Source organism: Pseudomonas moraviensis subsp. stanleyae, assembly GCF_036283065.1.
Classification (GTDB): Bacteria; Pseudomonadota; Gammaproteobacteria; order Pseudomonadales; family Pseudomonadaceae; genus Aquipseudomonas; species Aquipseudomonas stanleyae.
In genome coordinates, this window is sequence record NZ_JAADJI010000012.1 from 143391 (window position 1) to 162237 (window position 18847).

At 60.9% G+C, this 18847-nt stretch carries 17 protein-coding genes and 1 pseudogene; 8 read left to right on the forward strand and 10 right to left on the reverse strand.

All coding sequences use genetic code 11. The features are described 5' to 3' along the window. Positions 1–16: 16 nt before the first annotated feature. Positions 17–1144 carry a saccharopine dehydrogenase family protein gene (locus GXB78_RS22135; RefSeq protein ID WP_329516990.1) on the forward strand — a complete coding sequence of 376 codons (1128 nt, stop codon included), beginning with the start codon at positions 17–19 and terminating at the stop codon, positions 1142–1144. Between the two features lies 1 nt (position 1145). Further along, positions 1146–1643, forward strand: coding sequence for a DUF2269 family protein (locus tag GXB78_RS22140; protein ID WP_329516991.1), 498 nt, complete (start codon positions 1146–1148; stop codon positions 1641–1643). Here the strand turns inward: GXB78_RS22140 and GXB78_RS22145 are convergent. Both GXB78_RS22145 and GXB78_RS22150 read right to left on the reverse strand, forming a co-directional pair. Further along, positions 1626–2078, reverse strand: coding sequence for a thiol-disulfide oxidoreductase DCC family protein (locus GXB78_RS22145; protein WP_329517086.1), 453 nt, complete (start codon positions 2076–2078; stop codon positions 1626–1628). The genes GXB78_RS22140 and GXB78_RS22145 overlap by 18 nt on opposite strands. Positions 2079–2129: 51 nt before the next feature. Continuing rightward, entirely contained in the window at positions 2130–3050 is a 921-nt protein-coding gene (locus tag GXB78_RS22150) for an AraC family transcriptional regulator (protein WP_329516992.1), read from the reverse strand. An 88-nt stretch (positions 3051–3138) separates the two neighbouring features. On the opposite strand from GXB78_RS22150, the gene GXB78_RS22155 reads away from it, so the two are divergent. After that, complete coding sequence (locus tag GXB78_RS22155; protein ID WP_329516993.1) at positions 3139–4107, forward strand: oxidoreductase; 969 nt, start codon at positions 3139–3141, stop codon at positions 4105–4107. A gap of 395 nt (positions 4108–4502) precedes the next feature. Here GXB78_RS22155 and GXB78_RS22160 read toward each other — a convergent pair whose 3' ends face one another. After that, positions 4503–5378 (reverse strand): LysR family transcriptional regulator, encoded by an 876-nt coding sequence (locus GXB78_RS22160; protein ID WP_329516994.1) that lies wholly within the window; start codon positions 5376–5378, stop codon positions 4503–4505. A 98-nt stretch (positions 5379–5476) separates the two neighbouring features. Between GXB78_RS22160 and GXB78_RS22165 the strand changes: the two genes are divergently transcribed. The 3 genes and pseudogenes from GXB78_RS22165 to GXB78_RS22175 form a co-directional block, all read left to right on the forward strand. Further along, positions 5477–6646, forward strand: a complete 1170-nt coding sequence (locus GXB78_RS22165) for a mandelate racemase/muconate lactonizing enzyme family protein (protein WP_329516995.1) — start codon at positions 5477–5479, stop codon at positions 6644–6646. Between the two features lie 102 nt (positions 6647–6748). After that, positions 6749–8056, forward strand: coding sequence for a C4-dicarboxylate transporter DctA (gene dctA, locus GXB78_RS22170; protein ID WP_329516996.1), 1308 nt, complete (start codon positions 6749–6751; stop codon positions 8054–8056). Between the two features lie 68 nt (positions 8057–8124). Next, positions 8125–8492 (forward strand): annotated as a pseudogene (locus GXB78_RS22175) (3-hydroxyisobutyrate dehydrogenase); the annotation flags it as partial. 17 nt (positions 8493–8509) lie between these two features. Here the strand turns inward: GXB78_RS22175 and GXB78_RS22180 are convergent. Both GXB78_RS22180 and GXB78_RS22185 read right to left on the reverse strand, forming a co-directional pair. Further along, positions 8510–9001, reverse strand: coding sequence for an AAA family ATPase (locus GXB78_RS22180; protein WP_329516997.1), 492 nt, complete (start codon positions 8999–9001; stop codon positions 8510–8512). Positions 9002–9029: 28 nt separating this feature from the next. Then, a complete protein-coding gene (locus GXB78_RS22185; protein WP_329516998.1) occupies positions 9030–9926 on the reverse strand; it encodes a LysR family transcriptional regulator in 897 nt (298 codons plus the stop codon). A gap of 222 nt (positions 9927–10148) precedes the next feature. Between GXB78_RS22185 and GXB78_RS22190 the strand changes: the two genes are divergently transcribed. Further along, on the forward strand, positions 10149–10775 hold the full coding sequence (locus tag GXB78_RS22190) for a hydrolase (RefSeq protein WP_329516999.1): 627 nt from the start codon (positions 10149–10151) through the stop codon (positions 10773–10775). Positions 10776–10868: 93 nt separating this feature from the next. On the opposite strand, the gene GXB78_RS22195 is transcribed toward GXB78_RS22190, so the two are convergent. The 4 genes from GXB78_RS22195 to xylA form a co-directional block, all read right to left on the reverse strand. Further along, positions 10869–12005 carry a sugar ABC transporter permease gene (locus GXB78_RS22195; RefSeq protein WP_329517000.1) on the reverse strand — a complete coding sequence of 379 codons (1137 nt, stop codon included), beginning with the start codon at positions 12003–12005 and terminating at the stop codon, positions 10869–10871. Next, positions 12006–13562, reverse strand: a complete 1557-nt coding sequence (gene xylG, locus GXB78_RS22200) for a D-xylose ABC transporter ATP-binding protein (protein ID WP_039758957.1) — start codon at positions 13560–13562, stop codon at positions 12006–12008. Between the two features lie 157 nt (positions 13563–13719). After that, positions 13720–14721 carry a D-xylose ABC transporter substrate-binding protein gene (gene xylF, locus GXB78_RS22205; protein WP_329517001.1) on the reverse strand — a complete coding sequence of 334 codons (1002 nt, stop codon included), beginning with the start codon at positions 14719–14721 and terminating at the stop codon, positions 13720–13722. Positions 14722–14868: 147 nt separating this feature from the next. Next, positions 14869–16185 (reverse strand): xylose isomerase, encoded by a 1317-nt coding sequence (xylA, locus tag GXB78_RS22210; protein ID WP_329517002.1) that lies wholly within the window; start codon positions 16183–16185, stop codon positions 14869–14871. Positions 16186–16474: 289 nt separating this feature from the next. On the opposite strand from xylA, the gene GXB78_RS22215 reads away from it, so the two are divergent. Then, positions 16475–17650 (forward strand): XylR family transcriptional regulator, encoded by a 1176-nt coding sequence (locus GXB78_RS22215; protein WP_329517003.1) that lies wholly within the window; start codon positions 16475–16477, stop codon positions 17648–17650. Between the two features lie 13 nt (positions 17651–17663). Here GXB78_RS22215 and GXB78_RS22220 read toward each other — a convergent pair whose 3' ends face one another. Next, positions 17664–18830, reverse strand: coding sequence for an MFS transporter (locus tag GXB78_RS22220; RefSeq protein WP_329517004.1), 1167 nt, complete (start codon positions 18828–18830; stop codon positions 17664–17666). Positions 18831–18847 lie beyond the last annotated feature (17 nt).

Here is an 18847-nt window from a genome sequence, read left to right on the forward strand (position 1 = left end):
GAACAGGGACAGGGCAATGGCATTCAGGGTGATGGTCGTCGGTGGTTACGGCAATTTTGGCAGCATCGTTTGTCGGCATCTGGCGCAGATGCCAGAGATTGAGTTGGTGTTGTCCGGCCGCGATGCGCGCAAGTTGCAGCGCAAGGTCGCTGAGCTGCAGGCGCAAGCGGGCCGTCCGTGCGAAGGCTGGTGCGGCGATGCGCTGGGCGCGGAGTTTCAAGCGGCGTTACGCGAGCTGAATATTCAATTGGTGGTGCACACCGGTGGACCGTTTCAGGGGCAGTCCTACGCCGTTGCTGAAAGCTGCATCGACGCCGGGGTCAATTACTGTGATCTGGCTGACTGCCGCACCTTCGTCAACGGCATTGATGTACTCGACGCCCGCGCCAAGGAGGCTGGCGTGGCGCTGCTCAGCGGTTGCAGTTCGGTGCCGACCCTGTCTTCGGCAATCATCGATCAGCAGCGCCAGCGCTTTGCGCGAATCGATTCGATCGAGCACGGCATTTCTTCCTCGGCGAAGATGCCGGGGCTGTCCACGGTCGAGGGCGTGCTCGCCTACGCCGGCAAACCGATCAGGCAATTGAAGAATGGCCAGGTTCACGAAGTATTGGGCTGGCTCGATCTGACCTTGCGCACGATGCCGCAACTGGGCACGCGGGTGCTGGCCAATGTCGATGTGCCGGACATGGATATTTTCGCCCGCCGCTATGGAGCACACACGCTGCGCTTCAAGGCCGGCGCCGGCCTGAAACTCGGCGGTGTCGCCAACGCCTTGCTGGCGCAAGCCTTGCGCTTCGGTGTGGTGCGCGATCATCGGCGCTGGGCGGCGCGCTTGCATCGATTGGGCACGTGGTTTGAACGCTTCGGCGATGGCAAGAGCGCGATGTACATTGATGTTCGCGGCATCGCTGTCGATGGCCAGCCGCTGAGCATGACCGCGCAACTCACCGCGCTGAATGACAAAGGCCCGGAAATCCCCAGCTGCGCCGCCGTCGCCCTCGCAATCAAAATGGCCCGGGGGTACGTGCTGCAATCTGGCGCGCGACCCTGTGTTGGCGAGATCAGCGTCGAGGAATATCTGACGGCGATCAACGATCCCGCCAATCTGAGTCTGTCGGTGCAGTTCGCCGAAGGGCAGCGTTGAGATGCTCTATCTCTGCCTGAAGTACCTGCATGTAATCGCGGCGATTTTCCTCTTCGGTTTCGGCATGGGCTCCTACCTCTACCTGATCGCCGCCAGCCGCACCGGCAACCCGCAAGTGATCGCCCATGTCGCACGGATGGTGGTGCGCTTTGATACGTGGATCACCACGCCGGCGGGGTTTGTTCAGGTCATTACCGGGTATCTGCTGATGCGCCTTTCCGGGCTGCCGATGAGCACCGAGTGGCTGCTGACTTCGCTGATCATTTTCTTCTGTGTCGGCGCATTGTGGCTGCCGGTGCTGGTGTTGCAAAAGCGTTTGCAGAGCATGGCGCTGAGCGCGGACGAGGGTGACCTGGCTCTGGATGATCGCTACGCGAGCACGTACCGCTGGTGGTTCTGGATGGGCATTGCCGGGTTCGCCGGGATGTTTGTCATCGTGCTGATGATGGTGACGAAGATGACGCCGCTGCAACTGATCGGATCAGCCGTGGGCCTTTAGAAAACGACTTTCGTGATCCGCTGTTGGTAGCAGGCAGGTGTTGTACTTGCCGAACAGCCGATAGCGATTCAGCGCGATGCGATCGTAAGCCCAGTCGCGTAGCCGGCGCGGGAAGATGCGCAGCAGTTTCAGCGGCTGCCAGCGCCGCGGCAATCGCCCGACCACTTCGAGAAACGCATCCGAGCGTTCCCAGTACTGCCGGTCGCGGATCACCGCCATGGTGTCGAACTCATCCAGTGGCAAACCGGCCCACGCGAGCAAGGCCTGGCCCTCGGGCGATTGCACCGCCGCCAGACGCACGCGACGCTGACGGTCATGCCGAATCAGAAAGCGTGCCCAGCCATTGCAGAGCTTGCACACGCCGTCGAACAGCACCACGGTTTCGCCGGGCTTGAGCAATGGTGCGGGGGCAGGGCGGGTCTTCATGGCAGGCATATCCTTGGCGGCGGTTGTCGCGATCATAACCCCGATCAACCGGCGCTTGTTCTATAGCGACGGATCGCGGCGGTAGTGCCCCGGCGATATTCCATGCACCCGGCGGAAGGCGGCGCCAAAAGCAGCGTCGGACAGATAGCCCAGCGAAGCGGCGACAGTCGCCACATTGTCCCGACCATTGCGCAAGCGAAACGCAGCCACGCGCATCCGCCAGCGTGTGGCGTATTCGACCGGTGCCAGGCCCATGCGTGTCTTGAACAGCGCAGCGAAACCCGATCGCGACATGCAGGCTATCTCGGCCATTTGCGTCAGTCGCCAGGGTTGTTCCGGAGCAGCGTGAATGGCGCGCAACACGCCGGCAATCGCTGGCTCCCGCAGCCCGCCCAGCCAGGCCAGTTGTCCGGCATCGGCGCTGTTGATGTGATGACGCAGCGCATGGATGAAGATCAGCCGCAGCAGGTCGTTGCACATTGCCTGCGAGCCGGCCTGCTGCGAAGGCCATTCGCGGCCCAGTTCATCGAGCAGCCAGCCGAACGACGAAGCACCTGCGGTCTCGGCGCGGATGATCAGCGAGATTGGCAGCACCTCAAACAGCTCCGTCGCGCCTGGACCCGACAACGACACGCTGCCTCCCAGCAACTCGACTCCCTCGCCGACGCCGAACGTCGCCGAGGCACCGTCATGGGCGAAAACATCCGCTGCGTTCACTGCCTCGACATCGACGCCGCTGGCGAGAATGAACGGCGTGCGCGATACCACAAAACAGTCGCCGGCCTGCAGCAACTGCGCCGGCATGCCCTGCATGCGCAGCCAGCATTCGCCTCGTCGCACGACGTTGAATTTCAGTTCGATGGGTTGGAAACGCAGCGCCCAGATGCCACCCGCCTGCAAACGAACCGAGCAGGCTGCTTGTAGTTCGGAGAGCGCCAACACGGCGGAGAGTGGATCGCCAGCAGGATTTTGGATGATCACGACAGAAACCTGGATTAATCGGACTGGTTCGTCCGTCGAGCTTAGCCAAGAATGGAGACCTTCGATAGCTCACTGAGGATTACGTCTCATGGCCACGCTCCAGCATCCAGTGCAATCACCGTTCAACGCCGCGAGCACAGCGGCCGAAGTCATGGCCGGCATCGACCTGCGCGGGCAACTCGCCGTGGTCACGGGCGGCTATTCCGGCCTGGGCGTGCTGACGGTGAAAAGCCTCGCTGCGGCCGGGGCGCAGGTCATTGTGCCGGCCAGAGATACCGCGCGGGCAGAGGCGGCGTTGACCGGGATTGACGGCGTCAGGGTAATGCCCATGGATCTGATGCAGGCCGAGTCGGTGGCGGGGTTCAGCCGAAGTCTGGTCAGCGCGGGCCAGCCAGTGTCGTTGCTGATTAACTGCGCCGGGGTCATGGCCGCGCCGTTGCTGCGCGATGCCGATGGCCACGAGAGCCAGTTTGCGACCAATTATTTGGGCCACTATCGCCTGACCTGCGGCCTCTGGCCGGTGCTGGTCAAGTCTGGGCAGGCGCGGGTGCTGTCGGTGTCGTCACGCGGGCATCAGATTGCCGGGGTGGATTTTGACGACATCGATTTCTTGCAGCGCCCGTATGACAAATGGCTCGCTTATGGCCAGTCGAAAACCGCCAATGCCTTGTTTGCCATCGCCCTCGATCAGCGTGGGCGTGACCATGGCGTTCGCGCGTTCTCATTGCATCCGGGGCAGATTCTGACGGATCTGGCACGGCACTTGAGCACGGCGGAACTCGCCGCATTCGATGCGCTGGATGAACAGGGTCGGCCACGGCTGGATCCGCACAAGGGTTTGAAAACTGTCGAGCAGGGCGCCGCTACCGGGTTGTGGTGTGCGACCAGTGCAGTGCTTGCGGATTTGGGTGGTGTGTATTGCGAAGACTGCAATGTTGCGCCGATCAATGACCCTGAAACAGGCCGCAAGGGTGTTGCGAAATGGGCGGTGGATGCCGGGTTGGCGGACCGACTCTGGGCGGTTTCGGAGCAATGGACTGGGCTCACGGTGGCATGAATCGAGTCAAAGGCCAAAAGCCCCTCACCCTAACCCTCTCCCGGAGGGAGAGGGGACTGACCGAGGTGTTCAGTAGAGATACGCCGACCTGAAATACCGAGCCGAACGCAGGATTTGAACAGCCCCCAAATCGGCTCCCTCTCCCTCGGGAGAGGGCTGGTGTGAGGGGTTGCCGCGTCAAGCACAGCGCTTCATTCAAGCCGAACCACAATAAATGACCGAAACACGCCGACCCTTTGCAACCAAGCCGAACGCAGGATTTGAACAGCACCCACATCGGCTCCCTCTCCCTCGGGAGAGGGCTGGGGTGAGGGGCTGCCGCGCCGCTGTAAAAAAGTCGTACTCAGACACAACATTTCGCCTGCGCACCGCCATCGCGCTTCAGCCCGGTAAGATTACTCCCCCAGCCTTGCCCAGAATTCCTCCGCCGAATGACTGATCGGAGCTGTCGGGCGAGTCAGATGAATTTCCAACGGAATGTCCCAACTTTCATCCAGTGCCCTGACCAGACGCCCATCGGCCATTTCCTGTTCGGTCAGGCTTTTCGGCAGCCAGGCGACGCCTTTGCTTTCCAGCGCCATCGACATCAGCACTGCGGCCAGATGGCTGCTGAACAGCGGTTTCAAGTGCAGATAATCGGCCTTGCCGTGCAGCCTGTGGGCGACGATTCGGCCCAGGCCCGATTCGTGGGTGTAGGCCAGATAGGGCAGGGTTTCAGGCGAAGTGCCGAATTGCGCTGAAGCACTCGCCAGTGGCACGAGTACATCCTCGCCGACCTTCTTGCCAATGAACTGATCAGGCGCCAGCAACGGCGGAACGTCGGGGTGGCGATGGCACAGCAGGAACTGCACCTGGCCATGAATCAACATCTGTTCGCACACGGCCATGCTGTCGGAATGCAGGCGAACCGCATCGATCGGCGCGCCACTTTCGGCACTGCGCAACCAGCGTGGGAAGAAGGTGAATGACAGCGAATGAGTGGCCGCAAACTGCAAGGTTTTTGCCGCCATACCCGCTACTTCCTGAGCCTCGGAGCGCATGCGGTACAGGCGTCTGGCGGCTTCCTGGGCACTGGGCAGAATCTGCCGGCCGGCCTCAGTCAGCGTCGCGCCCTGCGGAGTGCGCACGAACAATTCCACGCCCATCCAGTTCTCCAGCGAGCGCACTCGGCGACTGAACGCCGGCTGCGTCACATGGCGCGCTTCAGCGGCCCGGATAAAACTGCCGTACTCGGCCAGCGCGGAAAAATCCTCAAGCCAAACCAGTTCCAAGGGCAATGCCTCCTGTGCATAGGGCGCGGCATTAATAGCATTGGGCGGGTGTCGTCGCAAAGCATAACGTTGGGTCACCACAACAAGAGGAACCCGTCATGCGTATCGTCGATATCCGTGAAAAAACCGTTTCCATCGCTTCCCCGATCGCCAATGCCTACATCGACTTTTCGAAGATGACCTGCTCGGTCGTCGCCGTGATTACCGACGTGATTCGCGACGGCAAACCGGTCATCGGTTACGGCTTCAACTCCAACGGTCGCTATGGCCAGGGCGCGTTGATGCGCGATCGCTTTCTGGCGCGGATCACCGAAGCCGACCCGGAAACCCTGATCGATCATGAGAACAATAACCTCGATCCGTTCGCCATCTGGAAGACCCTGATGACCAACGAAAAACCCGGTGGGCATGGCGAGCGTTCGGTAGCGGTCGGCACCATCGACATGGCGGTGTGGGACGCGGTGGCGAAGATCGAAGGCAAACCGCTGTATCGCCTGCTTGCCGATCGTTATCGCGATGGCGTCGCCGATGACAAGGTCTGGGTGTATGCGGCGGGTGGCTATTACTACCCGGGCAAGGACCAGAGCAAACTCAAGGCCGAAATGCAGGGCTATCTGGATCGTGGCTACGACGTAGTCAAGATGAAGATTGGCGCGGTGCCGCTGGACGAAGATATCCGCCGCATCGAAGCGGTGCTCGAGGTGGTGGGCGACGGCCAGCGTCTGGCAGTCGACGCCAACGGCCGCTTCGATCTGCAGACCGGTATCGCGTACGCCGAAGCGATCAAGAAGTACAACCTGTTCTGGTACGAAGAAGTCGGCGATCCGCTGGATTACGCGCTTCAGTCTGAGCTGGCCAATCATTACGAGCTGCCGATGGCCACCGGCGAAAACCTGTTTTCTCATCAGGACGCCCGCAACCTGTTGCGCCACGGCGGCATGCGCCCGGACCGCGACTACCTGCAATTCGACTGCGCGCTGTCCTACGGGCTCGTCGAGTACATGCGCACCCTCAAAGTCATGGAAGAGCTGGGTTGGTCTTCGCGTCGCGTCGTGCCGCATGGCGGTCACCAGATGTCGCTGAACATCGCTGCCGGTCTGCACTTGGGCGGCAACGAATCGTATCCGGACGTGTTCCAGCCATTCGGTGGTTTTGCCGATGGCATCCGCGTCGAAAACGGCTACGTCGGTCTGCCGGATATCCCAGGTGTCGGCTTCGAAGCCAAGTCTGCGTTGTATGCCGTCATGCGTGAACTGGGCGAGGGCTGATTCAGTTTCATCTGCGGCCTCGTTTGCCGAGGCCGCACCTTCAGGCGTCATCCTCGACGCCAAAGCCACATGCCCACCACAACAATAAAATGAGGTGCTTCCGTGGAAACTTCAAAATCGCGCTGGTACAGCCAGCTCTATGTGCAGGTGCTGATCGGCATCGTCATTGGTGCTGCCATCGGTTACTTCGTTCCGGACATCGGCGCCAAGCTGCAGCCGTTTGCCGACGGTTTCATCAAGTTGATCAAGATGCTCCTGGCGCCGATCATTTTCGGCACGGTGGTGGTCGGTATCGCCAAGATGGGCAGTATCAAGGAGGTCGGTCGCATCGGTGTGAAAGCGCTGATCTACTTCGAGATTCTTTCCACCATCGCTCTGGTGGTCGGCCTGATCGTAGTCAACGTGGTCAAGCCCGGCGCCGGCATGAACATCAACGCCGGCACCCTCGATGGCAGTGCTGTCAACAAATACAGCCAGGCGGCGAGCGAGCAGGGCGGTCTGGTCGAATTTTTCCTCAATATCATTCCGCATACCTTCCTCGGCGCCTTCTCCAACGGCGTCATGCTGCAGGTGATTCTGTTGTCGGTGCTGATGGGCGTCGCCTTGGTGCAAATGGGCGAAACCAGCAAGCCGCTGATCAACACCATCGATCTGTTCCTGCAGGGCCTGTTCAATATCGTGGCGATGGTCATGCGCCTCGCGCCGCTGGGTGCCGGAGCTGGCATGGCATTCACCATCGGCAAATATGGGATCGGCACTTTGCTGTCGCTGGGGCAGTTGCTGGTGGCGCTGTACATCACCACGTTGATTTTCATTGTTGTGGTGCTGGGTGCGGTGGCGCGATGGTCGGGCATGCCGTTGATGCAGTTTCTGCGCTACTTCAAGGATGAAATCCTGATCACCCTGGGCACCTGCTCGACCGAAGCGGTGCTGCCGCGAATGATGGTCAAACTGGAAAAACTCGGCTGCAAGAAATCCGTGGTCGGCATGGTCCTGCCGACGGGCTACACCTTCAACGCAGACGGCACCTGCATCTACCTGACCATGGCAGCAATCTTCATCGCCCAGGCGACCAACACGCCGCTGACCTTCATGGATCAGATGATTCTGCTCGGCGTATTTCTACTCACGTCCAAGGGCTCGGCCGGAGTGGCGGGAGCAGGTTTTGTGACACTTGCGGCCACCCTCACCACCATTCACTCGATACCTCTGGTGGGCCTGGTGTTGCTGCTGGGCATCGACCGCTTCCTCAACGAGGCGCGAGCCGTGACCAACCTGATCGGTAACGGCATCGGCACAATTGCTATCGCCAAATGGGACAAGTCGTTCGATGTCGAAGCGTGCGAGCGGGAAATCGCCGCCATGAAGCAGGACAAGGCAGCGCGCAAGTCGCTGCTGGTGCATAAGTAATTCGCCAAGCGTGCGGTGTTCCTCTGTTGGCGATCCGGATCGCTGACAGAGGCACTGATCGATACCGTATTGGGTTGCCCAGGTTGACACTCGAATCGGACGTCGACGTGATCATCCTGTCGATCCCTTTCGCCCGATACCCTGATTTGAAGCAGACGCTGAGCCAGGTTCCCGAGCAAGTCGTGGTCATCGACACCTCCAATTACTATCCGCAGCGCTCGCTGCGGGCAGCCTTCCGGACTCATGGCGTCAACAACCCGGGACCCCGGCTTACTGCACCGAACTGACCTTGCCGGAACTGAAGCAGGCGCTCGATGCTGCGGACAAGGCCCGCGCGCCGCTGAACCGTGATGCCTTGATGGCCCGATTCATGGCGCCAAACAGTGAGTTCACCCGCGAGCAAATGGTTGCGATCAATCGGGAAATGACTGCTTGATTAGCGAGCCGACACCTTCAGGTCTGAAGTCGATGAACTTCAACGACCAACCCCTCCGAAACCTCCGGGGCACAAAAGTAGCTGGTGATCAGATCGAACTCGGCGTCGGTCGCCGCGAACTCATGCTCGGCGCGTGCATTGCGCTGATGCAGTCGGCGCCGGCAGGTGTCATCGTCGACTTCGAGGTAGTGCAGCCGATGAGCAACCTGCGCCGCGTCTGCGAGGCCGCGCAGCCATTGCCGGTCGGTCGGGGTGTTGGCCGGGAAATCCAGCACCACGGCAACTCCCGCAGCGAGCATGTCCGTTACCAGCGGGCCGAGCACCTGACGGATCTGCCGGGCATGTCGGATGTAGTCGGCAACCGAATTGATTTGATCGGGGTAGAGCCTGGCCAGCCAGTGATCTTCGCTGAGCAGGATGGCTGAGTGTTCAGCCTGTAATGATCGGGCCAGCGTGGATTTTCCAGCAGCGATTTTGCCGCACAAGAGGTGGAGCACAGGTGTTTGCATCGGACAGTTCCTTCTTCCGAGGTGGGTATCACACAGATACAGGCTTGGCGAAATGTGGTGACTGGCCGAACGATTCAATCAGCAGTTCGGCGAGGGCGTGAATCTTGCGCGCCGGATGCGGCCCGGGTGGGCGGACCACGTAGGCGCCGGCGGGCGGCGGTGGGAATCGGGTCATGATCGGCACCAGCGCACCGGAGATGACATGTTCATAAGTCAGGCAATCCGGCAGATAGGCGACACCCAGACCCGCTCTTGCCGCCGCGACCAGCGCCACCCCGTTGTCCGCCTTGAAGCGGCCTTGCGGACGCACCGAGATCACCTTGGCGCCATCCAGGAATTGCCACGTTTCGGTCGCTTGCATCAGCGCTTCGTGGTCGCCCAGCGCCTGCGGCGATTCGGGTTCGCCGTGGGTTTTTATGTAATCGGGGCTGGCGACCAGTTTGGTGAAAATCGGCCCGATGCCTCTGGCGATCAGGTTGGAGTCGGGTAGATAGCCAACGCGGATCGCACAGTCATAACCTTCGGCAATCAGGTCAACGAAGCGATCGCTGTAGCAGGTCTGTATTTGCAGCTGCGGATGACGACGAGCCATTTCCGCGAGCATGGGCGCGAAGTGAGTCGGCCCGAAGGACAGCGGCGCGGCAATTCTCAAACGTCCGCGAAGTGCGCCCGAGGGCAGTATCGTTTCCTTCGCCAGGTCGATTTCGGCGCAGACTCGCGCGGCATGCTCGCGGAAGGTAACTCCAGCCTCGGTAAGCGCCGCGCCACGTGTCGTGCGCGCCAGCAATTGAATGCCCAACTCGGCTTCCAGCCTCGCGAGCCTGCGGCTGACAATCGATTTGGACACGCCCAGGCGGATCGCAGCAGACGAAATACCGCCCGCATCAGCGACCTCTACAAAGGTTTGCAGCTCTTCGATATCCAAATCGGCGTTCCTCAAAGTGCGACACAGCAACGCACGAGATGCTACTACTGCGGCGAGTCGCGCAACAGCACAATCCTGCTTCCGGACAACTCGGTCAACGGCCTTGGTCCGGAACGAAGTGATCCTCCCGCGCCAGCGAAAGCTGTGAGCGCCCGCCAGGCCATCAAGCGGACTCTCACGCTTTGCTACGCGTAAAAAGACAACTAGAAGCAGGAGCTACACATGACAAGCGAAACGATCCGCAACCCGCTCACCGATCAACTCCTGTCGCCGGAAAACGCGGCGCTGATCATCATCGATTACCAACCGATCCAGGTGTCCTCGATCCGCTCCATGCCGCGCGATGAGTTGGTGTTCAACATCACCAGCGTGGCCAAGGCGGCCGTCAACTACAACCTGCCCATCGTGCACTCGACGGTCAACGTTGCGACCGGGCGCAACAAGCCGCCGATTCAGCAATTGCAGGATGTGCTGGGGCATCTGCCGACCTACGACCGGACCTCGATCAACAGCTGGGAAGACGTCGAGTTCAAACAAGCGGTCAAGGCCATGGGCCGACGCAAATTGATCATGACTGCGCTGTGGACTGAGGCGTGCCTGACCTTCCCGGTGCTGGATGCGATCCAGGAAGGTTATGAAGTCTACGTGCCGGTCGATGCGGTCGGTGGTACCTCGGTTGCCGCGCATGAAGCCGCATTGCGGCGGATGGAACAGGCCGGGGCAAAACTGATCAGCCGGGTGCAGATGTATTGCGAACTGCAGCGTGATTGGGCGCGTGAGAGCACGGTTCCGGGCTTCATGGGGGTGTTTGAAAACGCCGATGGTTTCAACGCAGAAAAGCACGCTTAAGCCAGTCGCAAGCGACGGTTCACGCCATTGATAGGAAAAAGTGAGGCCTGTGATCAGGCCTCATTTGCGTTGTACGAACTCACCTGCAACGTTTCAACGCCGCGCCGTGCGCGTACTCACATCCACCCAGACCGCCAACACCAGAATGCTGCCCTTGACGATCATCTGCCAGTAACTGTCGACATCAAGCATCGACATGCCGTTATCCAGGCTAGTGATCACCAATGCGCCGAGGAGGGCGCCGTAGACGGTGCCGGAGCCGCCGCGCATGGAGGTGCCGCCGATGAAGCAGGCGGCGATGGCGTCGAGTTCGCCCATGCTGCCGGCCGACGGTGAGCCCGCCGCAAGGCGCGCGGTATTGACCATCCCGGCTAGAGCGCACATCACGCCCATGGTGCCGAAGATCCACAGTTTGACCGCTTGCACATTGATCCCCGACAGGCGCGTCGCTTCCATGTTGCTGCCGACCGAATAAACGCGGCGGCCGAACACGGTCTGGCTGGTGACGTAGCTGAACACGCCGAGCAGAATCAGCAACAGCAGGACCGGCACCGGAATGCCGTCATAGCTGTTGAGGGTCTGGACGAAACCGGCCAGCACCGCGCCGATCACCAGCACGCGCACAACATCACGCACCAGTGAATGCGCCGCCAGGCCATGCAGGGCGCGATTGCGTCGTTGTTTCCAGGTCAGAAAAATCGTTAGCACGAACAGCAGAATGCCCAGGCCGGTGCCCATCGCGTGGGGCAGATAACCCTGGCCGACATAGACCAGCTCCGGCGATACCGGGGCGATGGTGGTGCCGCCGGTAATCCCCAGCAGAATCCCGCGAAACGCGAGCATGCCACCGAGGCCGACGATGAACGACGGAATGCGCAAATAGGCGGCCATGTAGCCGTTGGCGAGGCCGATGATCAAACCGCACAGGGCAACCAGACTCAGATTCGCCAGCAGCGGAATGTGATAAACCACGTCGAGAATCGCCGCGAGGCCGCCGAGCAGGCCGAGCAATGAGCCCACCGACAAATCGATCTCGCCGCTGATGATCACCAGCACCATGCCGCAGGCGAGAATTCCGGTAATCGACATCTGCCGCAGCAGGTTGGAGAGGTTGCGCGGGGTGAGGAAGCCGCCCTCGGTCTGCCAGCTGAAGAACAGCCAGATCAGCACCACGGCGAATACCAGCGCGAGCATCTTGTAGCGGGTGAACAGTTGTTTGACCTGATTCATTTACGCGGTTTTCCGATCATTATTGTTATGGCTGCCCGGCTGACTGAGGGCGGCGGCGAGTACCTGTTCCTGGGTCAGCTCGTGGTTGACGAAGTCGCCGCGCAACTGGCCCTCGCCGATCACCAGCACGCGGTCGGAGACGCCGAGCACTTCGGCCAGTTCCGACGACACCATGATGATCGACACGCCTTCGGCGGCCAGCGCGCCCATCAACTTGTAGATCTCGTACTTGGCGCCGACATCCACGCCTCGGGTCGGCTCGTCGAGAATCAGTACGCGCGGTTTGGCCAGGAGCATCTTGGCGAGTACGGCTTTCTGCTGGTTACCGCCCGACAAACTGGTGATCGGCAGGGACGGACTTGCGGTCTTCAGATGCAGGCGGGAGATTTCCCGGTCGATGCAGCCCAGTTCGGCTTCGGCATCGATGCGGGTCATTTTCGAATAGCTCTCGAGCACGGCGAGGGTGATGTTCTGACCGACACCGAGATCGGGAATGATGCCCTGGCGCTTGCGGTCCTCGGGCACCAGACACAGGCCGGCGCGGATAGCCTTGAGTGGCGTGCGCGTGTCGATCGGTTGGCCGTCCAGCCAGACTTCGCCTTCATGGCGGCCGGGATAGGCGCCGAACAGCGCGGTGACCAGTTCGGTGCGGCCGGCACCGACCAGCCCGGCAATGCCAAGGATCTCGCCGCGTTTGAGGCTGAAGGAAATGTCGTCGACCCGTTTGCGCTTGGGGTTGTCGACGTCGTAGCAGGTGATGTGGCGCGCTTCGAAAATCACCTCGCCGATCTCGTGCGGCTCGCTGGGATAAAGGTTGCTCATTTCGCGCCCGACCATCTGCGTGATGATCTGCGGAATGTCCATGTCGGCCATGGCGGTGGTGGCGATGTGTTTGCCGTCGCGGATCACCGAAATGGTGTCGCACACGGCGGCGACTTCATCGAGCTTGTGCGAGATGTAGACGCAGGCGACGCCCTTGGCTTTGAGGTCACGGATGATGTCCAGCAGCACTTCGATTTCCGAACGGCTCAGGGCCGAGGAGGGCTCGTCGAGGATCAGCAGACGCGCCTGTTTGTTCAGGGCCTTGGCGATTTCCACCAGCTGCTGGTAGCCGCCGCCGTACTGCGAAACCGGCAGTGAAACGTTCATGTCCGGCACTTTCAGTTCGCGCATCAAGGCTTCGGCGCGGTGGATCATCGCCGGGTAGTTCATGCGCCCGCCGGGCAGCGTCAGCTCATGGCCCATGAAGATATTTTCGGCTACCGACAGATCGGGAACCAGGGTCAGTTCCTGATGAATGATGACGATGCCGGCGGCTTCGGTTTCGCTGATCGACTGCGCCCTGAGCGGTTGCCCGTCCCAGAGGATTTCACCGTCCCAGGTGCCATGGGGATAGACCGCCGAGAGGATCTTCATCAGCGTCGACTTGCCGGCGCCGTTCTCGCCACACAGGCCCACGCATTCACCGGGGCGGACTTTGATGTCGATGCCGTTGAGCGCTTTGACACCGCCGAAGGTTTTGACGATGCCGTTCATTTGCAGCAGATAGTCGGACATGGAAAAGGCTCGTATACCAGGGACTCAAACACCACTGAACCTGTGTGGGAGCGAGCCTGCTCGCGAAGGGGCCTTTTCAGCCAGAGCTTTACTGACTGACACTCCGCTTTCGCGAGCAGGCTCGCTCCCACAGGTCTGATCAAGATTTACGACCGGATCACTGCCCGGCGATCTGCGCCTTGGTGTAGAAACCGTCCTGTTCGAGCAAGTCGATGTTGTCCTTGGTCAGCGGCGTTGGCGTGAGCAGGATGGTGTCGACCTTTTTGCTGCCGTTGTCGTACTGCGAGGTGTAGGCGGGTTTCTCGTTGCGCGCCAGCTGCACAGAGAGCTTGGCCGCTTCCGAGGCGATGAGTTTCAGCGGCTTGTACACGGTCATGGTTTGTGTGCCGGCGATCACCCGTTTGACCGCTGCGAGGTCGGCGTCCTGACCGGAAATCGGCACTTTGCCGGCCAGTTGCTGCGCGGCCAGTGCCTGAATGGCGCCGCCGGCGGTGGCGTCGTTGGAGGCGACGATGCCGTCGATTTTGTTGTTGTTCCGGGTCAGGGCGTTTTCAACGATGCTCAGCGCTTCGGTCGGGTTCCACTCCTTGACCCACTGCTGGCCAACGATCTTGATATCGCCCTTGTCGATGGCCGGTTGCAGCACTTTCATCTGGCCTTCACGGAGGATCTTGGCGTTGTTGTCGGTCGGCGCGCCACCTAACAGAAAGAAGTTGCCCTTGGGCGCCGCTTTCAGCACGCCGCTGGCCTGCATCTCGCCGACCTTTTCGTTATCGAAGGAAATGTAGGCGTCGACATCGGCGTTGAGAATCAGCCGGTCATAAGACACCACTTTGATCCCGGCCTTCTTCGCCTCGGCCACCGCGTTGGTCAGTACCGTGGCGTTGAACGGCACGATGACAATCACGTCGACGCCGCGAGAGATAAGGTTTTCGATCTGCGAGATCTGCTTCTGCTCGTTGGCATCGGCTGATTGCACAAAGACCTTGGCGTCCATTTTTTCCGCCGCCGCGACGAAATAATCGCGGTCGCGCGACCAGCGTTCCAGACGCAGGTCATCAATGGAAAAACCGATTTTCGGGTGGGTTGCGTCGGCCATAACCGGCAGGGCCAACAACGCCAGGGCACTGGCCAGCAGCGTACGTTTCAAGTTCTTCATGGTGGTGCGTCCTTTTATTTTTGTTGGAAAGACACGGCCTGACGATGAATCGGGCTGGTAGAACTGTAGAGAATCTGCCGACGCAGCAGGCACAGAATTGTCGTGCGATTGTCACAGCGTCGTTGCGTCGGCAGCCTCCCTTGGCGCTCAGCGATACAGGTAACGGTTGACGATGTTTTCGAGCATTTCCTGGCGGCCGCTGACGGCTTGCGGATTTAGCGCGTTGGTGAACGCGTGCTCGGCCAGCGACTCAAGATTGAAGTCGCCCGCCATTACCGCTTGCCCGAACGGCTGACGCCAACCGGCGTAGCGTTGATCCTTGAGGGCTTGCAGGTGATCGTTCTCAATCATCGCAGCGGCGCGTTCCAGTGACAGGGCGAGGACGTCCATGGCGCCGACGTGGCCGTGGAACAGGTCGATCTCGTCGAGACTCTGACGGCGCACCTTGGAGTCGAAATTGAAGCCGCCATTCTTGAACCCGCCGGCCTTGAGGATTTCATAGGTGGCCAGGGTCATTTCCTCGACGCTGTTGGGGAACTGGTCGGTGTCCCAGCCGTTCTGCGGATCGCCCCGGTTGGCGTCGATGCTGCCGAAGATCCCCAGCGAGGCGGCGGTAGCGATTTCGTGATGAAAGCTGTGACCGGCGAGGGTCGCGTGATTGGCCTCGATGTTGACCTTGATTTCCTTTTCCAGACCGTACTGCTGGAGAAAGCCGAACACCGTGGCGCTGTCGTAATCGTACTGGTGCTTGGTCGGCTCCTGCGGCTTGGGCTCGATCAACAGGTCGCCGGTGAAACCGATCTTGTGCTTGTGCTCGACCACCATGCGCATGAAGCGCCCGAGTTGTTCGCGCTCGCGTTTCAGGTCGGTGTTGAGCAGGGTTTCGTAACCTTCGCGGCCACCCCACAGAACGTAGTTGGAACCCTTGAGGCGATGGGTCGCGTTCATCGCGCTGAACACTTGCGCAGCGGCGCAGGCGAACACTTCCGGATCGGGATTGCTCGCGGCACCGGCAGCAAAGCGTGGGTTGCTGAAGCAGTTGGCGGTGCCCCAGAGCAGCTTGACGCCACTCTGTTCCTGATGCTGCTCAAGGCGATCGACCATTTGCGCGAAGTGTTCGCGGTACTCCTTCAACGAGTTGCCCTCGGGGGCGACGTCCGTGTCATGAAAGCAGTAGTAATCGATGCCCAGTTTGCTGAAAAACTCGAACGCCGCTTCAGCCTTGCCGATGGCCAGTTGCATCGGCTCGCCGCTGCCATGCCATGGGCGTTTGAAGGTGCCGGCACCGAACACATCGGAACCCGGCCAGACGAAGGTGTGCCAGTAGCACGCGGCCATGCGCAGATGTTCGCGCATCGGTTTGCCGAGGATCAGTTTGTCGGCGTCGTAGTGGCGGAAAGCGAGGGGCGAATCACTGTTCGGGCCTTCGTAGCGAACCGGCTCGATATTGGGGAAATACTGCATGGACCTTGTCCTTGTTGTTCTTGGCGGTGTCTCGATACTAGCAACGGCCCCGTGCCTGCTGATTATGAAAAGCCTCAACAGCGAGTGCGATTTTTGCGTATTGAGCTTCTGCGCTTGCCGGCCTAGTCTGTGTCCATCGTCGTCGCGACAAGGCGGCCCGGAACAGTACAAAAAAATTTGAGACCGCATTCGCGAGCAGGCTCGCTCCCACACGGTTTTGTGAACGACACGAATCAAATGTGGGAGCGAGCCTGCTCGCGAATGGCTTGACGCAAAATCCGGAACCTGAATGAAAAGCCTACCGCCCGTGCACCGCATCGCCCTGTTGTTCAACGGCAGCAAGATCTACGACCGTGGAATCATCAGCGGCATCGGCAACTACCTGAGCAGCACCCGCGCTTCCTGGGACCTGTTTCTGGAAGAAGATTTCCTCTGCCGCTTGAAAGGCATCGAGCGCTGGCAGGGTGACGGCATCATTGCCGACTTCGACGATCCACTGATCGGCGAGGCGCTGGCCGACATTCATTTACCGGTGGTGGCGGTGGGTGGCTCCTACGAGGATGCGCGCGCCTATCCGAAAGCGATTCCCTACGTCGCCACTGACAACTACGCATTGATCACTCTGGCTTATTCGCATCTGGTCGAGGCGGGGCTGCAGCGCTTTGCCTGCTTCAGTCTGCCCGAGGCGCAAGCCAATCGCTGGGCGCAGGAGCGGGAAAAAGCCTTTCGCAAACTGATGCAGCGCGACGGCCTGCACGCTGAGATCTATCGCGGCATGGGCACCAGCGCACCGCTGTGGGACAGCGCCGTTGAACAACTGATCGCCTGGCTGCACAGCCTGCCCAAACCGATCGGCATCATCGCCGTCAGCGACGCCCGCGCCCGGCAGTTGCTGCAAGCCTGCCTGACCGCCGGCATCGCCGTGCCGGAGCAGGTCGCGCTGATCGGCATCGACAACGACCCGCTGACCCGCAGCCTGACCCGTGTGCCGCTGAGTTCAGTGATTCAGGGCACCGAAACCATGGGCCGCACCGCCGCGCAGTTGCTGCACCAGATGCTCCACGGCATGCCGTCGACCGGTACGCAGATTCTGATTCCACCGGACGCGGTCAATGTGCAGGTGTCGAGCCTGCACCAACCGCTGGGCAATCCCTACGTCATGCAGGCGCTGCTGTTCATCCGCCAATATGCTTGTCAGGGCATCAAGACCGCGCAGGTGGCGGCCTATGTCGGCGTGTCGCGCTCATCGCTGGAAGCGCATTTTCGTGCCGAGCGCGGTTGCAGCGTGCATGACGAGATTCTGCGTTTCAAACTGGCCGCGGCCACCAGCGGTTTGAAGAACACCGACGCTGCGATTGCCGACATTGCTCAGGCGTGCGGCTTCAAATCGGCACAGTACCTGCACACGGTGTTCCGTCGCGAGTTCGGCTGCACGCCCCGCGAGTATCAGCAGGGCGGGGCGTAGCGCTGCAAATGGCTCACGCCAGCGCAGCGGCACTGACTCTGGAGCGCCAGGCAAACGCCAGCACCATCAGCAATCCCAAGCCGGCCATCGCCGCGCCGGCCAGGGAAATCGCCGGGTAACCCAGCCCGGCGTTGATCACCGCGCCGCCCAGTGCTGCGCCGATGGCGTTGCCGAAGTTGAACGCACCGATGTTCACCGCCGAAGCCAGATTCGGCGCGTCTTTGGCGGCTTCCATCACGCGCATCTGCAGCGGCGGCACCAGTGCGAAGCTGGCGATACCCCAGATCAGAATGGCCACGGCGGCCGGCAGCGGCCAGCGCATCAGCACAGTGAACGCCAGCAAAACCACGATCAATGCGCTCAGCGACACGATCAGGGTGCGATCGATCGAACGGTCAGCGGCCTTGCCGCCCCACATGTTGCCAAGCGTCAAACCGACTCCGAACAACACCAGCATCGCCGTGATGAACGCGGCGGATGCGTGAGTCTCGCTGCTGAGGATCGGCGCGATGTAGGTGAACACCGTGAACATGGCACTTGAACCGACCACGGTCAGGGCCAGCGCGGCGAGCACCGGACCTCGGCCCAGTACGCGGATTTCCGCCATTGCGCCCGCGCCTTGCGGTGCTTTCAGGTTGGGCAGGGCGAACCACAAGGCGATCATGGTCAGCACACCGAGGCCGGTAATGCCCCAGAACGCCGTGCGCCAGCCGAACAATTCGCCAAACCAGGCCGCCAGCGGCACACCGCCAATGGTCGCCAGAGTCAGGCCCATGAACATCGCCGCGACCGCACCGGCGCGTTTTTCCGGCGCGACCACGCTGGCGGCGACCACCGAGCCCACCCCGAAAAATGCACCGTGATTGAGCGAGGTGATCACGCGGGCGACCATCAGACTGTAGTAATCGGTGGCCAGCGCCGACATCAGATTACCCAGGGTGAAAATTGCCATCAGGCCGATCAGCAGGTAGCGCCGGGGAATTTTGCCGGTGGTCAGGGTCATCAGCGGCGCGCCGAGCAATACGCCCAAGGCGTAGGCACTGACCAACAACCCCGCGGCGGGAATGGAAACGCCGAGATCGGCAGCGATACCGGGCAACATGCCCATCGGCGCGAACTCGGTGACGCCGATGCCAAAGGCGCCGACGGCGAGTGCTACAAGTGGTGGATTGATACGCATGGAAAGTCTCCTCATCT

Excerpts from the sequence above, each read along its gene's own strand:
- xylF (WP_329517001.1), bottom strand. The coding sequence starts at position 14,721 with ATGAAGAACTTGAAACGTACGCTGCTGGCCAGTGCCCTGGCGTTGTTG.
- GXB78_RS22140 (WP_329516991.1), top strand. The coding sequence starts at position 1,146 with ATGCTCTATCTCTGCCTGAAGTACCTGCATGTAATCGCGGCGATTTTC.
- GXB78_RS22180 (WP_329516997.1), bottom strand. The coding sequence starts at position 9,001 with ATGCAAACACCTGTGCTCCACCTCTTGTGCGGCAAAATCGCTGCTGGA.
- GXB78_RS22135 (WP_329516990.1), top strand. The coding sequence starts at position 17 with ATGGCATTCAGGGTGATGGTCGTCGGTGGTTACGGCAATTTTGGCAGC.
- GXB78_RS22145 (WP_329517086.1), bottom strand. The coding sequence starts at position 2,078 with ATGCCTGCCATGAAGACCCGCCCTGCCCCCGCACCATTGCTCAAGCCC.
- GXB78_RS22195 (WP_329517000.1), bottom strand. The coding sequence starts at position 12,005 with ATGAATCAGGTCAAACAACTGTTCACCCGCTACAAGATGCTCGCGCTG.
- GXB78_RS22190 (WP_329516999.1), top strand. The coding sequence starts at position 10,149 with ATGACAAGCGAAACGATCCGCAACCCGCTCACCGATCAACTCCTGTCG.
- GXB78_RS22220 (WP_329517004.1), bottom strand. The coding sequence starts at position 18,830 with ATGCGTATCAATCCACCACTTGTAGCACTCGCCGTCGGCGCCTTTGGC.
- GXB78_RS22215 (WP_329517003.1), top strand. The coding sequence starts at position 16,475 with ATGAAAAGCCTACCGCCCGTGCACCGCATCGCCCTGTTGTTCAACGGC.
- xylG (WP_039758957.1), bottom strand. The coding sequence starts at position 13,562 with ATGTCCGACTATCTGCTGCAAATGAACGGCATCGTCAAAACCTTCGGC.
- GXB78_RS22165 (WP_329516995.1), top strand. The coding sequence starts at position 5,477 with ATGCGTATCGTCGATATCCGTGAAAAAACCGTTTCCATCGCTTCCCCG.
- xylA (WP_329517002.1), bottom strand. The coding sequence starts at position 16,185 with ATGCAGTATTTCCCCAATATCGAGCCGGTTCGCTACGAAGGCCCGAAC.
- GXB78_RS22155 (WP_329516993.1), top strand. The coding sequence starts at position 3,139 with ATGGCCACGCTCCAGCATCCAGTGCAATCACCGTTCAACGCCGCGAGC.